At 72.3% G+C, this 14802-nt stretch carries 16 protein-coding genes; 3 read left to right on the top strand and 13 right to left on the bottom strand.

Annotated elements, in window-relative coordinates:
• The first annotated feature begins 210 nt into the window (after positions 1-210).
• Complete coding sequence (locus ACWCSD_RS01965) at positions 211-1956, top strand: hypothetical protein (RefSeq protein WP_358282168.1); 1746 nt, start codon at positions 211-213, stop codon at positions 1954-1956.
• A gap of 59 nt (positions 1957-2015) precedes the next feature.
• Here the strand turns inward: ACWCSD_RS01965 and tsaD are convergent, their stop codons facing one another.
• The 12 genes from tsaD to ACWCSD_RS01905 all read right to left on the bottom strand — a co-directional run bounded on the left by tsaD (position 2016) and on the right by ACWCSD_RS01905 (position 12595).
• Positions 2016-3047: a tRNA (adenosine(37)-N6)-threonylcarbamoyltransferase complex transferase subunit TsaD gene (gene tsaD / locus ACWCSD_RS01960; protein ID WP_352318676.1), complete on the bottom strand. Its 1032-nt coding sequence runs from the start codon at positions 3045-3047 to the stop codon at positions 2016-2018.
• On the bottom strand, positions 3040-3471 hold the full coding sequence (gene rimI, locus ACWCSD_RS01955; RefSeq protein WP_358283889.1) for a ribosomal protein S18-alanine N-acetyltransferase: 432 nt from the start codon (positions 3469-3471) through the stop codon (positions 3040-3042). Before rimI ends, tsaD begins: the two co-directional genes overlap by 8 nt.
• Before the next feature lie 11 nt (positions 3472-3482).
• Positions 3483-4127: a tRNA (adenosine(37)-N6)-threonylcarbamoyltransferase complex dimerization subunit type 1 TsaB gene (tsaB, locus tag ACWCSD_RS01950; RefSeq protein ID WP_387669233.1), complete on the bottom strand. Its 645-nt coding sequence runs from the start codon at positions 4125-4127 to the stop codon at positions 3483-3485.
• A 27-nt stretch (positions 4128-4154) separates the two neighbouring features.
• On the bottom strand, positions 4155-5084 hold the full coding sequence (locus ACWCSD_RS01945; protein WP_387669235.1) for an aminoglycoside phosphotransferase family protein: 930 nt from the start codon (positions 5082-5084) through the stop codon (positions 4155-4157).
• A gap of 10 nt (positions 5085-5094) precedes the next feature.
• Entirely contained in the window at positions 5095-5631 is a 537-nt protein-coding gene (locus ACWCSD_RS01940; RefSeq protein ID WP_352318670.1) for a class F sortase, read from the bottom strand.
• 3 nt (positions 5632-5634) lie between these two features.
• Positions 5635-6279: a hypothetical protein gene (locus tag ACWCSD_RS01935; RefSeq protein ID WP_449912467.1), complete on the bottom strand. Its 645-nt coding sequence runs from the start codon at positions 6277-6279 to the stop codon at positions 5635-5637.
• Positions 6280-6490: 211 nt separating this feature from the next.
• Positions 6491-6943, bottom strand: a complete 453-nt coding sequence (tsaE, locus tag ACWCSD_RS01930) for a tRNA (adenosine(37)-N6)-threonylcarbamoyltransferase complex ATPase subunit type 1 TsaE (protein WP_397165083.1) — start codon at positions 6941-6943, stop codon at positions 6491-6493.
• Positions 6943-7995 carry an alpha/beta fold hydrolase gene (locus tag ACWCSD_RS01925; RefSeq protein ID WP_387669239.1) on the bottom strand — a complete coding sequence of 351 codons (1053 nt, stop codon included), beginning with the start codon at positions 7993-7995 and terminating at the stop codon, positions 6943-6945. Before ACWCSD_RS01925 ends, tsaE begins: the two co-directional genes overlap by 1 nt.
• Before the next feature lie 19 nt (positions 7996-8014).
• Complete coding sequence (gene alr / locus ACWCSD_RS01920) at positions 8015-9163, bottom strand: alanine racemase (RefSeq protein WP_397165376.1); 1149 nt, start codon at positions 9161-9163, stop codon at positions 8015-8017.
• Positions 9164-9261: 98 nt separating this feature from the next.
• Entirely contained in the window at positions 9262-10725 is a 1464-nt protein-coding gene (locus ACWCSD_RS01915; RefSeq protein ID WP_449912464.1) for an NAD(P)H-hydrate dehydratase, read from the bottom strand.
• A gap of 102 nt (positions 10726-10827) precedes the next feature.
• A complete protein-coding gene (locus ACWCSD_RS01910; protein ID WP_352318661.1) occupies positions 10828-11178 on the bottom strand; it encodes a holo-ACP synthase in 351 nt (116 codons plus the stop codon).
• Between the two features lie 13 nt (positions 11179-11191).
• Positions 11192-12595: a PhoX family protein gene (locus tag ACWCSD_RS01905; RefSeq protein ID WP_449912463.1), complete on the bottom strand. Its 1404-nt coding sequence runs from the start codon at positions 12593-12595 to the stop codon at positions 11192-11194.
• A gap of 205 nt (positions 12596-12800) precedes the next feature.
• On the opposite strand from ACWCSD_RS01905, the gene coaA reads away from it, so the two are divergent.
• The gene (gene coaA / locus ACWCSD_RS01900) at positions 12801-13703 is read left to right on the top strand and encodes a type I pantothenate kinase (RefSeq protein ID WP_352362923.1); all 903 of its coding nucleotides are present in this window, start codon (positions 12801-12803) and stop codon (positions 13701-13703) included.
• Here the strand turns inward: coaA and ACWCSD_RS01895 are convergent.
• Positions 13675-13809, bottom strand: coding sequence for a hypothetical protein (locus ACWCSD_RS01895; protein ID WP_352318657.1), 135 nt, complete (start codon positions 13807-13809; stop codon positions 13675-13677). The two genes, coaA and ACWCSD_RS01895, sit on opposite strands and share 29 nt — an antisense overlap.
• Positions 13810-13872: 63 nt before the next feature.
• On the opposite strand from ACWCSD_RS01895, the gene ACWCSD_RS01890 reads away from it, so the two are divergent.
• Positions 13873-14799 carry a DUF389 domain-containing protein gene (locus ACWCSD_RS01890; RefSeq protein WP_449912460.1) on the top strand — a complete coding sequence of 309 codons (927 nt, stop codon included), beginning with the start codon at positions 13873-13875 and terminating at the stop codon, positions 14797-14799.
• Positions 14800-14802 lie beyond the last annotated feature (3 nt).

Below are 14802 nucleotides of genomic sequence, written 5' to 3'. Positions count from 1 at the left end.
CGCCGCCTGACCTTGATCGAAAGGCTAAGGTGGACGGGCGGGAGTTCTCCCCCTTATGCGGTAACCCGCGTACTCGCCCTTTCATCTGCAAACCGGACCTATCCCACCGCTGCGCGGCAGACCGTCGGCGAGCGAAGGAGCCTTTCGGTGGACCATTCCAACCACACCACCCTTCTTCAGGCAGGCGGCCAGTCCGCCATCTCCGAGAGGATGCGAGACCTCCTCGCGCGCGCCGCCCAGGACCATGTCTACGAGCAGCGCACCCAGGGAGCCGTGCTCGACGAGATCCGCCAGCGTCTTGAAGGCATGGAGTGGCTGCTGCGCGAGGTGCGCGAACGCGAGCTCGGCGGCCTGAGCGGCACCCTCGAGGCGGTGAGCGGGCGGCTCGACGACATCACCGCCAAGCCGCCGATGTGGGCGGAGGGCCTGGCCCAGCACGTCGAGGCCGTGCGCGACCACGTCGACGCCGTCGGGGAGAAGATCGGCCACGTCGACGCCCGGGTCGCGCCGGTGGCCGAGTTGCCGAGCCTGTGGGCGGACCTGGGCACGGTGGGCGAGGCCGTCGACGAGGCGCTCAAACGCCTGCAGTCGGTGCTCGACACCACCGACGGCATCACCCAGAACATGTCCGGCTTCGCCGCCAAGCTGACGCAGCTCAACTCCAGCATGGAGGCCGCGGCCAGCCGCTTCACCCGGCTCGACAAGTCGGTGGCCGACCTGTCGGGCCGCGCCGAGCGGGTCGAGAGCGTGGTCGGCGAGCTGGCCGAGAGCGTCGCGGCCACGTCGCAGCAGGTCGCCGTCAAGATCGACGCGGCCGAGCAGCGCCTGACCGGCCGCCTCGACGACACCGACCTGCACATCGCCGCCCGCCTCGACGAGGCCGACAAACGCCTGGCCGGCCGCCTCGACGAGACCGACGAGCGGCTGACCCAGCGCCTGAACGAGCGGCTCGACCGCGCCGACGAGCGCCTGGCCGCCAAGCTCGACGAGGGCGACCAGCGGCTCACGGTCCGGCTGGCCGACGTCGAGCAGCGGCTCACCGCCCGCCTCGACGAGGCCGACCAGCACCTCGCCGTCCAGCTCGGGGAGAGCGAGCTGCGGCTCAGCGGGCGGCTCGACGGCGTCGACTCCCGGCTCGACCGGGTCGAGGGCCGGCTCATGGGGCTCGACACCCGGCTCACCGGGTTCGACGGCCGGCTGGAGTCGGCCGACGAGTGCCTGGCCGACATCGACACCAGGCTCGACGGCGTCGACGGCCGCATCAGCGGCGTCGACAAGCGCCTCACCTCGGTCGACGGCCAGCTCGGCGGCCTCGGCAAGCGCATGGGCGCCATCGACGGCCACCTCGTCCGCCACGACGACCGCTTCGACGCCCTCGACGGCCGCCTGAGCGCGCTCGACGACCGCGCCTCGGCCACCGACCAGCGTCTGGCCGAGACCGCCGTGCGCAGCGAGGGTCGCTTCAACAAGCTCGACAACCAGATGGAGTCGATCGACGAGCGGCTGGTCGAGGCGGAGGAGCACCTGATCACCCGGTTCGACACCCTCGACGGCCAGTTCAGCGGGCTCGACAGCCGCTTCAACGGCCTCGACACCCACCTCAACGGCCTGGCCGCCCGCGCCGATCAGGCCGGCGAGCACCTGGAGTCGGTCGACGACCGCATCGAGGCCATGAACCAGCACGTCAGCCAGCTCCCGGCCGCCCTGGCCATCCCCGAGCGGGTCGGCGAGCTCATCGAGTCGCAGGCCGGCGCGCAGGCCGACCGCCTGTCGGCCGCCGCCGACGCGCTGACCGAGCTGGTGCGCTCCCGGCCCGACCGCGACGAGCTGAGCGAGACGGTCAGCGGCATCGTGCAGCCGGCCACCGACGACCTCACCAAGCGGCTGGCCGCGCTGGAGGAGACCATGCTGGCGCTGGCCGAGGCCCTGCTCCGGCCCACCAGGACCAAAGACTGACCCGCCCGGCGGTGGGGCACCTCCCGCGCCTCACCGCCGGCCTCCGGCCCCGCCAGGGCTCAGACGTGGACCGTCGTGATCGGCAGCGACGAGTCCGCCGGGATCTCCAGGGTCGAGGGGGTGACCCCCGCCGCCACCAGGTCGGATCCCAGAGCCGCGACCATGGCCCCGTTGTCGGTGCACAGCCCCGGCCGGGGCACCCGCAGCCGCACGCCCGCCGCGTCGCAGCGCTCCTGGGCCAGCGCCCGCAGCCGCGAGTTGGCCGCCACGCCGCCGCCGATCAGCAGGTCGTGCACGTCGTACTTCTTGCACGCCTGCAACGCCTTGCGGGTCAGCACGTCGACCACGGCCTCCTGGAAGGAGGCGGCCACGTCGGGCACGTGGATCGACTGCCCGGACGCCTCGCGCGCCTCGACCCAGCGGGCGACGGCCGTCTTGAGCCCGGAGAAGGAGAAGTCGAGCGTGCCGTCGTCGATCTTGCCCCGGGGGAAGGTGACGGCCGTGCCGGAGCCCTCGCGGGCGGCCCGGTCGATGTGCGGGCCGCCGGGGAAGGGCAGCCCGAGCACCCGGGCCACCTTGTCGAACGCCTCGCCGGCCGCGTCGTCGACGGTCGAGCCGAGCGAGATGACGTCTTCGGCCACGTCGGGCACCAGCAGCAGCGAGGAGTGGCCGCCGGAGACCAGCATGGCGATGCACGGCTTGGGCAGCGGCCCGTGTTCGAGCTGGTCGACGGCCACATGGGCGGCCAGGTGGTTGACGCCGTAGAGCGGCACGCCGAGGCCCAGCGCGTACGACTTGGCGGCGGCCACGCCCACCAGCAGCGCCCCGGCCAGGCCGGGCCCGGCGGTGACGGCGATGGCGTCGATGTCGGAGAACTTGAGCCCCGCCTCGGCCAGCGCCGCCTCGACCGTGGGCGTCATGGCCTCCAGGTGGGCGCGGGAGGCGACCTCGGGCACCACGCCGCCGTATCGGGCGTGCTCGTCCATGCTGGAGGCGATGGTGTTGGCGAGGAGCGTGTGGCCTCTGACGATGCCGATGCCGGTCTCGTCGCACGACGTCTCGATGCCCAGGACCAGGGGTGCGTCAGCCATCCAGCTTCCTTCTCATCATGATCGCGTCGGTGCCGTCGTCGTAGTAGCGGCGGCGGATGCCGATCTCCTCGAACTCGAAATGCCGGTAGACCGCCTGGGCGCGCGGGTTGTCGGCGCGTACCTCCAGGAAGATCTCGCGCGCGCCCCTGCGCCGCGCCTCGGCCAGCAGCTCGGTCAGCATCGCGCTGCCGATGCCGGTGCCCTGGTGCTTCTCCAGCACGGCGATGGTCTGCACGTCGGCCTGGTCGGACGCGACCGCGATGCCGCTGTAGCCGACGATCTCGTCGTCGGCCAGGGCCACCACGTAGTGGCGCGACCGCGGCATGTCGGCCAGCTCGCCGCGCATCATGCCCTCGCTCCACGCGTCGAGCGGGAACGTGGCCTGCTCGATCGCCATGACCGCGGGCAGGTCGGCCTGGGTCATCGGCCGCAGTCTCACGCCGTCACCCTCTTGGGCGCGCCCGGCACCACGGCGTCGGGCCTGCGCAGGTAGATGGGCCGCGGCGGGTCGAGCGGGACGCCCGCGGCCAGCCGCTCGGCGGCCAGCGCGGCCAGCGCGCCCGCGTAGGGGTAGGGCGGGGCGTCGTGGCGGCCCAGGACGTCGGGGTAGAGCCCGGCGCCGGCGCCCACGACCGGCAGGCCCTCGACGGGCACGTCGGCGGGCCGGTCGACGAACGGGCCGCCGGCACGGGTGCGCATGTCCTGGTAGCGCGCCCAGAACACCTCCTTGCGCCGGGCGTCGGTGGCGACCAGGAACGGCTCGCCGAGCCCGCTGCCGTAGGCGACCGCGTCGAGGGTGCAGATGCCGTACGCGGGCACGGCGAGCGTCGTCGCGAGCCCCTGGGCGGTCATCAGCCCCACGCGCAGGCCCGTGTAAGGCCCGGGGCCGCTGCCCGCGACGACGGCCGTCACGTCGCGCAGGGCGGCGCCCGACTCGGTCAGCACGCGTTCGATGGTGGGGACGAGCAACTCGCCGTGGCGGCGGGCGTCGATCGTCGTGGACTCGGCGAGCACCCGCTCACCGTCGTGGAGGGCGGCGGTGACGGCGGGCGTCGCGGTATCAAAGGCCAGGACCAGCACGACTGTTTAGCCTACCCGCCGGACGGGTCACACCCAGCCGGTACGCCGTTTCAGCCACTCCAGCGCGACCACTCCCTGCGCCCGCTGGAACGCCCTGAGCGTGGGCAGCCCGGGCGGATCGGGCAGCCGGCCGTTCCGGACGAAGTAGCCGGTCTGGGCCGCGACGACCGCGGTGACCGCCGGGTCGGGATCGTCGAACAGCTCGTGGGGCGCGGGGCCGCCCTGCATGCCGACCGACGGCAGCATGGCCACCTGGTCGTACCAGGGCGCGGCCAGGCAGGCCCACGGCCAGTCCACCACATAGACACGGTCGGGCGTGAGCAGGATGTTGTCGGCCCGCAGATCGGCGTGGACGAGGGTGTCGCCGGCCGCCGCCGCCTCCCAGCCGGACTCCAGCTCGGCCAGCTCGGGCAGGTGGCGCAGCGCCCACGGGTCGAGCCCGGCGGTGTCCTCGCCGAGCAGCCTGCGCCACCCCTGGAAGGAGTCGCCCATGACCTCGCCGATCGTGCGGGCCTCGATCGGCGACGGGGTGAGCGCGGCGGACATCTCCTTCAGGGCCGTGAAGACCCGGTCGAGCTCGTCGCGCCGCCACGGCATCTGGGGGTGCGCGGCCTCGACGTCCTCGAAGACCAGGGCGACCCAGCCCTCCAGCTCGAACGCCGTCAGCAGCTTCGGCGCGGGGACCGACTCGGGGAGCGCGGCGGCGTTCCTGAGCTCGGAGCGGTAGATGCGCACGCTGTCGGGGTTGGGCTCGGGGCCGACGGCCTTGACGAACGCGCGCCGGCCGTCATCGGTCCGCAGGCGCACCGCGGCCGCCGGGGAGAAGCCGCCCTCCTGGGTGACGGCCTCCACGACGCGGCCGCCGAGGAAGCCCTCGACCGCCTCGCGCACCAGCGGGTGAACCTCTTGCCAGGGCACGCGGGCGCCGGACGCCGGCGGGTTGAGGTCAGTGCTCATCGTTCCATGATCAGGCTCGGGACGCGTAGACGATGATGTTGTCGACATATTCGCCTCTGGCGTAGTCGAACTTACCGCCGCAGGTGACGAGTTTCAGTCCGTCGTCGACGTACACCCGCCGGGCGGGGAAGTGGTCCTTGGAGACCTGCTCGATGGCGTCCACCTTGAAGCTGACGACCTTGCCGTCGCTGCGCTCCACCTTGACGGTCTCGCCCTTGCGTAACTGCCTGAGCTTGTAGAACACGGCGGGGGCGGTCTTGGTGTCGACGTGGCCGATGATCACCGAGGCGCCCTTCTCGCCGGGCACCGCGCTGCCGCTGTACCAGCCCGCCATCTTCGGCTTCTCGTACGGCGGCAGCTCGACCTCGCCGTCCTTGCTCAGCCCGAGCTTCATCAGCGGGGCCTCAAGGTCGAGCGACGGGATGTCGATGCTCTTGGGCACCACGCTCGCCGCCGGGGTGGAGGAGTTCTGCATGCTCTTGCCGAAGGCGACCAGCAGCAGGCCCGTGACGGCGCCCGCGAGCACCACCCGTCCTGGACGTGCCATCGATCAGGCCCGGCTGCGCCGCTTGACCATCACGACCGCGCCGCCGACGAGGACCAGGGCCACCAGCGCGCCGGCCGGGCCGAGCGGGATCGAGGACTCGTCGTCGACGTCACGGCCGAAGGTGCCGCCGCCGCCCGCCTTGGGCGCCTTGGTGGGCACGCCGGTCGGGTCGGCCTCGGCCCTGGCCACCTTGAGCGTGGCCTTGCCGACGTCGTTGGTGCCGTCGCACTTGACGTCGACGGTGTACGAGCCGCGCTTGACCGTGCCGGAGACCGTCGCCTCGCCGCGGACCCAGGGCGAGCCGTTCGCCGGGCTGCTGGTCGCGGTCGGCGTGGCCGAGCCGGCCGGCACGGGGTTGAGCGGGACGCCGTTGAGGAACGCCCGCGAGGTCGCGGTGCCGGTGTGGGCCGGTCCGCCGGACGGCAGCGGGCAGTTGGCCAGGATCCACACCTTGGACGTCTCCCCCGCGGTGACCCGGTCGGGGTTGACCTGGACCGCGATGCTCGGCCTCTTGGTGGGCGGGGCGGTCGCGGTGGTCGTGGTCGTGGCCGTGGTGGTGGCGGTGGTGGACGTCGTGGCTGTGGCCGTCGGTGTGCCTGTCGGTGTGGTCTCGGCCGAGGCCGCACACCCGGTCAGCCCGACCACCATGATGGCACCCGCGTACGCGACTCGCCTGACCCTGAGCACCGCCGCACCCCACTTTGCCGTCTTGCACCCAGCATCCACCAAAAATGTGGATGTCGCCCCTCCTGATACCCAGAAATTCTGGGCAAATCCCTGACCAACGATCATGATTTATGTCATCGGTCCGGTACGTCAAGGGTGACAGCTTTGCCGGAAATTGACGGAGGTTTTAGCCTTAGGCCGGATCAGACGGCGTGTCGGCCCACCGGTCGCCCACTCCGCGCAGGGTCACCAGGCGGGCGTCGTCGCCGGTCTCCCGGTCGATGTGGATCTCCAGCCGGTCTTCGGCCAGCCCCTCGACCAGGCCCTCGCCCCACTCGACCACGGTGACCGACTCCTCCAGCGAGGCGTCGAGGTCGAGGTCGTCGACCTCCAGGTCGCCGCCGAGGCGGTAGGCGTCGGCGTGCACCAGCGGCGGGCCCTGCTGCAGCGACGGGTGCACCCTGGCGATCACGAAGGTGGGCGAGGTGATCGGCCCGCGTACCTTGAGACCTTCGGCGATGCCCTGGACGAGCGTGGTCTTGCCCGCGCCGAGCGGCCCGGACAGCACGATCAGGTCACCGGGCCGCAGGTGGGCCGCCAGGCGGGCGCCGTAGGCCCGCATGTCCTCCGCTGTCGCCAGTCGCACTACAACTCCACTCGCTTGATCAGGTCGCGCAGCGCGTCGTTGACGATCCCCGGGCGCTCCAGCTGGATCAGGTGGGAGGTGTCGGGGATCTCGGTGACCTGCGCCTTGGGCAGCGCCGCCGCGATGGCCCTGCTGTGGTCGGGCGGGGTCAGCCAGTCGCGCTCGCCGTAGACGATGGCGGTCGGGACCGGGTCGAGGACGTGCAGCGCGGACAACTTGTCATGGTTCATCAGGGCCGGGTAGAAGGCGGCGAACACCTCGGTGGGGGTCTGCCTGATCATCGACTCGGCGAAGTCGACCACGGTCGGGCTCACGTTCGCGGAGTCGCCGAAGCCCATGTAGCGGGTGATCAGGAACGCGATGTCGCTGCCCGCGTGCCGGGTCCTGTCGACCAGCGCGCCCTTCCTGCCCAGCAGCGACACCGTGGACGGCGCCACCTTGTGCACGGCCTTGGACACCATCGCCGGCAGCCCCAGCGTCAGCTCGGCCAGCTTGCCCGCCGAGGTCGCGATGAGGGCGACCGCCCGGATCTTGTCGCCGAACAGCTCAGGACGGCTGTCGGCGAGCGCCATGATCGTCATGCCGCCCATCGAGTGGCCGACCACCACGCACGGGCCGGGCACGAACTCCTCGATCACCTCGGCGAGGTCCTGGCCCAGCCGGTCGATCGTGCTGTCGTCGGCCGTGCCGCGCTGCGAGCGGCCGTGGGAGCGGATGTCCCACAGCACCAGGCGGTGGTTCTCGCGCAGCTCCTTGCGCTGGTAGTGCCACGATTCGAGGTTGAGGCAGTAGCCGTGGCACATCACGATCGTCAGCGGCGCGTCCTCGGGGCCGTCGATCTCGACGTGGAGCGCCACCCCGTCGGAGGTGACGAGCGTGCGCTCCCTGCCGCGCAGCTCGCCGAACGGCTCGCTGGCCTCCTCGTCGTGCCGCAGCCTGATCCGGCCGACCGCGTAGCGCTTGGCCAGAGCCGCCGCCGCGACACCGGCCGACGCCGCTCCGACGATCGCGCCGGCGATTCCGACCCTGCGCCGCCGTGTTGTCGTCGTCATGTCCCCGATCCTTCTCCGCTCATGGCCGCTCCGGAGTGCCCGCCGTCACATGCTGGTGGACCCGTGGCACCCGGGAACCGATCCTGGTCACGATCTCATGCGTGATCGTGCCGAGGGTATCCGCCCATTCCTGGGCGGTCGGCTCGCCCCCGTCGCCGGGACCGAACAGCACCACCTCGTCGCCCGGCGACAAGGGGTCGTCGCCGACGTCGATCACGAACTGGTCCATGCACACCCGGCCCGCCACTTTCCGGCGGCGCCCGCCCGCCAGCACCTCGGCTCTTCCCGACGCGTGCCGGAGTATGCCGTCGGCGTAGCCGAGCGGCACGAGGCCGAGGGTGGTCTCGTGGTCGGTGACGTAGAGGTGACCGTAGGAGACGCCCGACTCCTGAGGGACCCGCTTGACGAGCGCGATCCTGGCCGTCAGGGTCATGGCCGGACGCAGCCCGAAGTCGCCCAGCTCGGGGACGGGGCTCAGGCCGTACATGGCGATGCCCGGCCTGACCAGGTCGAAGCGGGCGGCCGGCAGGGTCAGGACGGCGGCCGAGTTGGCCAGGTGCCTGATCACCGACGACCCGGCGGCGCCCGCCTGCTCGGCCTGCTTCAGCGCGCTCTCGAACGCCTCCAGCTGCTGCTCGACCGAGGGATGGCCGGGCAGGTCGGCGCAGGCGAAGTGGGACCACAGGCCGACGATCTCGACGACGCCCTCCGCCCGCAGCGCGAGCGCCCTGCTCAGCAGGCCCGGCCAGGCGGCCAGCGGCGCGCCGCCCCTGCTCATGCCGGTGTCGGCCTCCAGGTGCAGCTTGGCCGGACGGCCCACGCGGCGGGCGGCGGCCGCGATCTCGTCGAGCAGGCCCTCGTGGGCGGCCGACAGCTCGACGTCCTGGGCCACGGCCCGGTCGAGGGGCTCGCCGGGCGTGATCAGCCAGGCCAGGACGGGCGCGGTGACGCCGCCCTCGCGCAGCGCCAGCGCCTCGGCGACGAAGGCCGTGCCCAGCCTGGACGCGCCGCCCTCTAGGACGGCCCTGGCCGAGGGCACCAGCCCGTGGCCGTAGGCGTCGGCCTTGACGGCCCCCATCAGCTCGGCGCCGTCCGCCCGCTCCTTGAGCAGGGCCACGTTGTGCCGGATCGCGGACAGGTCGACCCGCGCCTCGGCGGGGGTGGCCATCGAGGAGTACATCTCTCCAGTGTGGCAGCTCAGACGGGTGGTCGAGCGCGGTTCGCGCCGCTCAGCGACGGCGTTCGCCGTGGACGGACCGGACGGCCTCAGGGACGGGATTCGCCGTGGACGGACCGGATGGCCTCAGGGACGGCCGCCGCCACCCCGGCCGCGGTGAGCGGGGCGCCGCGGGCGGCCAGCCGGCCGGCCAGCCCGTGCACGTACGCGCCGGCCGAGCCCGCGTCGTAACAGCACAGCCCCTGGGCCAGCAGCGCGCCCGCCACGCCCGAGAGCACGTCGCCGGTGCCTCCGGTGGCCAGCCACGACGTGCCGGTCTCGTTGACGCGGACCGGCCTGGCCTCCTCGGCCACCACCGTGGTCGAGCCCTTGAGCAGCACGGTCACGCCCAGCTCGGCCGCGGCCCGGCGGGCGTGCTCCAGCCGGGCGGCCTCGATGTCGTCGCGGCTCACGCCGATCAGCCGCGACAGTTCGCCCGCGTGCGGCGTGATCAGCACGGGCGCCCGCCTGCGCAGCAACGACCGGTCGCGGGCCACCAGGGTGAGCCCGTCGGCGTCGATCAGCACCGGGACGTCCGAGGCCAGCACGCGGGCGGCCAGCTCGTGCGCCCAGTCGCCGGTGCCGAGCCCCGGCCCGAGCAGCCACGCCTGGACGCGGCCCACGTCCTCGACGGACGGCCGGTCGAGCGGCGTGATCACCGCTTCCGGCCAGTGGGCGCGCACCTGCTGGACCGGCTCGTGGGTGCCCGCGTAGCGGACCAGGCCCGCGCCCGCCCGCAGCGCGCCGCCCACGGCCAGCACGGCCGCGCCGGTGTACAGGTCGCTGCCCGCGGCCACCCCGAGCACGCCCCTGCGGTATTTGTCGGACTCATTGCCGGGCCTGGGCAGCAGGTCCTCCACGTCCACGCGGGTCAGCGCCGCGACGTCGGGGTCGGGCAGGAAGGGGCCGAGCCCGATGTCGACCAGCTCGACCCGGCCCGTGTGCGCGGCGCCCGGATCGACCAGCAGCCCCGTCTTGCAGGCCCCCATCGTCACCGTCACCCGCGCCCGCACCGCCGCGCCCGCGACCCGCCCGGTGCTCGCCTCGACGCCGCTCGGCACGTCGACCGCGACGATCGTGCCGTGGGCCGCGTTCGCCTCCTCGGCCAGCCGGGCGTACGGCTCGCGCAGCGCGCCCGCGGCCCCGATGCCCACCAGCCCGTCCACGATCAGGTCGGCGTCCTGGACCTCCTGGACCGCTGACGGGCCGGCCACGCGGCCTCCGGCGTCGAGGAAGGCGCGCAGGCCGCCCTCGTGCGTCTTCGCGCCGGCCAGGACCGCCTCGACCCGGGCTCCCCGGCGGGCCAGGCGCTCGCCGGCGTAGAGGGCGTCGCCGCCGTTGTCGCCGCTGCCGACCAGCAGCACGACGCGGGCGCCGTACACCCGGCCCAGCAGGTCGGCGCAGGCGGCGGCGAGACCGTGGGCGGCCCGCTGCATGAGGGCGCCCTCGGGCAGGCGCGCCATCAGCGTGCGCTCGGCGTCCCGGATCTGGTCGGCGGTGTAGGCGGTCTTCATGGCCTCACTCCGTTCGGCTGCTCGGTCGCCATATGCCGCCGCCTTCCCCCGCTCCGGTCGCTGCTCCACGCGAGGGCACTCCCTGGCGCGCATGATCCGAAACTATCCCTCCGCGATCACATAGGCCACGGCGACGCCCCCGTCATGGCTGAGCGACAGGTGCCAGCGCTTGACCCCGAGGCCGTAGGCCACCTCGGCGACCTTGCCCGACACGTGCAGCTCGGGCTTGCCCAGCTCGTCGCAGCGCACCTCGGCCTCCAGGTGCCCGAGCCCCCTGGGCGCGCCGAGCGCCTTGGCCACGGCCTCCTTGGCGGCGAACCTGGCGGCCAGCGAGTGCGCCGGCAGCGGCCGTTCGAGGTCGGTGAACAGCCGCTCGCGCAGCTGCGGGGTACGTTCGAGAGCCGCCTCGAAGCGGGCGATGTCGACGATGTCCACTCCGATACCCAGGATCATCGTCCCAGGCTACTCAGAACAGGCCGCGCTCCCACGGCCCCCAGATGGCGAACGACCGCCCCTGGACGGCCTGGACGTTGACGTAGAGCGTCTGGCCGCCCGGCCCGAACGTCGAGCCGGCGAACTCGGCGCCCGGATCGCCGGGGATCGGCTGCAGGCGGCAGAAGTCGAAGATCTCGCCCGTCCTGGTGAGGCCGCGCAGGAAGTTGTCGCCGTCGCCGTCCTCGCAGAGCACCAGCGTGCCGCGCCGGCTGACGGTCACGTTGTCGGGCAGGTCGAGCGCCGACGAGCGCGGCGACTCGTAGACCAGCCGCAGCCGCCCGCTCCACGTCTCGTACGCCCACACCTGGCCCCGCCCGTCGCCGAAGCCGGGAGGCGGCCGGTCGCCCGGCGCGGTGGCCCCGCCCTGGGTGGAGACGAAGTACACCACGCCCTGGTGGAAGACCGCGCCCTCCAGCCTGGCGAAGATCGCCGCGCCGCCCGCGCGCCCCTGCCGGCCGACCGCCTGGACGGCCTCCTCGTACGGCGGCCTGCCGGTGAAGCGGGGGTCGGGCTCGTCGATGTCCACCCAGCGCGTGGCGTAGGAGGCCCCCGCCCGCTGCCCGCGCGACAGGTCGGCGCGCTCGACGCCGTCGACGGCGAGCATCTGCAGCCGGCCGCCGTCGAGCAGCCGGCCCTCCCGCATCGGGTGCTTGGGCGGCAGGTAGCGGTAGAAGCCGGAGGGGAAGGAGAAGTTGTCCTCGGTGAGGTAGACGGCTCCGGCGGCGGGGTCGAAGGCGGCCGACTCGTGCGGGAAGCGGCCGGCCGACCTGATCGGGCGCGCGCTCGCGACCCCGCCGACCGGCACCTCGAACAGGTAGCCGTGCCTGCGCTTGAGCTTGGTGTTGTCGCTCCCGGACGGGTCGTCGCCCACGTCGGGGCCGTTGACCGTCTCCTCGCAGCTCACCCAGGCCCGCCAGGGCATCGGGCCGCCGGAGCAGTTGGTCATGGTGCCGTTGAGCGAGGGGCCGCTGCTGAGCACCTCGCCGTGGCGGGTGACGTGCAGGGTCGAGGTGCCGCCGCCGGCCGCCGGGTCGTAGGCGGTCTCCTTGTCGCCGAACGCGCCGACCGGGCCGGTGACCTCGTGGTTGCGCACGAGGATCGTGCTGCCCTTGGGGCCGCTGAAGGCCGCCATGCCGTCGTGCCGGCCAGGGACGGTGGAGCCGTCGGTGAACTTCTCGCCCGCGGCGCTGAACGAGCGGTACCGGAAACCGTCGGGAAGGTGCAGGCGCACCTTGCCGTCACGCAGGTCGGCGACCGGTCGCAGCGGCCCGTAGCCGACGGCGGGCCGGACGCCGCCCCTGGCCCCGGCGCAGGCGACCCCGGTGAAGGGCCCGGCCACGGCCAGCACGTTGGCGAGGAAGCGACGGCGATCCACAAGACCTCCCGGGAGGCTACGTCCGGAACAGTAGCCGCCCGCCGGTTCCGGCACGCCCGGATCGTCAGGACCGGTCTTTCTTCCCGGAATCATGCTTTGGTAATCCCACGTTTTTATCCACAGGCTGTGGATGTCCGCCGCGCGCCACCCGCCCATGATCGCATTTGTCCCCCATCGCTACGCTGCCTAGGTGAACAACGGCTACGTGGAACTGAGCAGGGAGCAGTGGAGCGAACTCCGCAAGAACACGCCCTTGACTCTCACCGCAGACGAGCTGGAAGACCTGCGCGGCGTCGATGACCCCATCGACCTCACCGAGGTCACCGACATCTATCTCCCCCTGACCCGGCTGCTCAACCTGCACTTCACCGGGTCCAAGCAGCGCAGCAGCGTGCTGAGCGCCTTCCTCGGCGACGCGGGGACGCGCGTGCCGTACATCCTGGGCATCGCCGGGAGCGTCGCGGTCGGCAAGTCGACCACGGCGCGGCTGCTGCACACCCTGCTGGCCCGCTGGCCCGAGCACCCGCACGTGGAGCTGATCACCACCGACAGCTTCCTCTACCCCAACGCGGTGCTGGAGGCCAAGGGCATCATGCAGCGCAAGGGCTTCCCGGAGAGCTACGACCGGCGCGCGCTGGTCAGGTTCGTGGCGGAGGTCAAGGCGGGCGCTCCCGAGGTGTACGCGCCGGTCTACAGCCATCTGGAGTACGACATCGTCCCCGGCGCCCGCCAGGTCGTGAAAAATCCAGACATCTTGATCATCGAGGGGCTGAACGTGCTCCAGCCCGCCCCTCCCACGTCCCTGGCCGTCAACGACTACTTCGACTTCTCCATCTACGTGGACGCCAAGGTCGAGGACATCCGCACCTGGTACGTCGAACGGTTCCACAAGCTGCGCCGCACGGCCTTCGAGGACCCGAAGTCCTACTTCAAGTACATCGCCGAGCTCACCTACGAGCAGGCCACGGACTTCGCGGTCAACGTCTGGCGCGACATCAACGAGCGCAACCTGGTCGAGAACATCGCCCCCACCAGGGGACGCGCCGACCTCGTCCTGCAGAAGGGCGCCGACCACGCGGTCAGGCGGGTACGGCTTCGCCGGACCTGAACACCTCGTCGAAGACATAGGCGGCGAACCGGCCCGCGCACTCCTGGTCGTCGATGTCGGCGAACCAGCAGTCCTCACCATGATCGTGGCATCTGAAGCGAGTCATGTGAGGCAGCCTCGCGTACGGCGGTCAACGCGACGTCAATGTCCGATGGACAACAATGGCGGAGTGCTGCATCTCCGACTGATCATCCCTGCCGACCGCACCGACGAGGCCGTCGCGCTGTTGCAGGAGTGCACGGGCGTCACCAACGTCATCGTGCTGCCCGGGGCGGCCCGCGAGCCGGCGGGCGACGTCGTCCTCTGCGACGCCGCCCGCGAGGCGGCCAACGAGGTGATCAGCCGGCTCAAGTGGGTGGAGGACGTCGGCTCGATCGCCATCGAGCAGGTGGACCTGTCGTTGTCCCGGGCCGCCACGGCGGCGGTCGAGGAGGCGCCCGGCGATCCCGACGACGCGGTGGTGTGGGAGGAACTGGCCCACAGGGTCTCCAGCGACTCCCGCATCACCTGGGCCTACCTGGCCTTCCTGGCCATCGCGACGCAGCTCGCGGGCATCGGCGTGCTGCAGAACTCGCCCATCCTGATCGTCGGCGCGATGGTGCTCGGCCCGGAGTTCGGCGCGATCGCCGCGATCTGCTTCGGCCTGCTGGGCCGGCGCGGACGCCTGATCACCACCGCTCTGCGGACCCTGGTCATCGGCTTCACCGTCGCCATCGCCATCACCTTCGCCTGCGCGCTGGTCTCCAACTGGCTGGGCTGGATCGACATCGGCAACCTGAAGGTGAACGCGGAGGTGCAGTTCATCGTCAAGCCGGACAAGTGGTCATTCATCGTGGCGCTGCTGGCGGGGGCGGCGGGGGTCCTGTCGGTGACGGCGGGCAAGTCCTCGGCGCTGATCGGCGTGTTCATCTCGGTCACCACGGTCCCGGCGGCCGGCTACCTCGCCGTCGCGCTGGGACTCGGCGACTGGGCGGAGGTCGCGGGGTCGGTCTCGCAGCTCGCGGTGAACATCCTCGGCATGGTCATCTCGGGCACCGCCACGCTCGTGGTCCAGCGGAAATTCTGGCCTCAAGTAGGACAGCGTTCATCCGTGTGAACG

This window comes from Nonomuraea sp. NPDC001684 (genome assembly GCF_053596515.1).
This window is presented reverse-complemented; position numbering and strand designations above follow the sequence as displayed.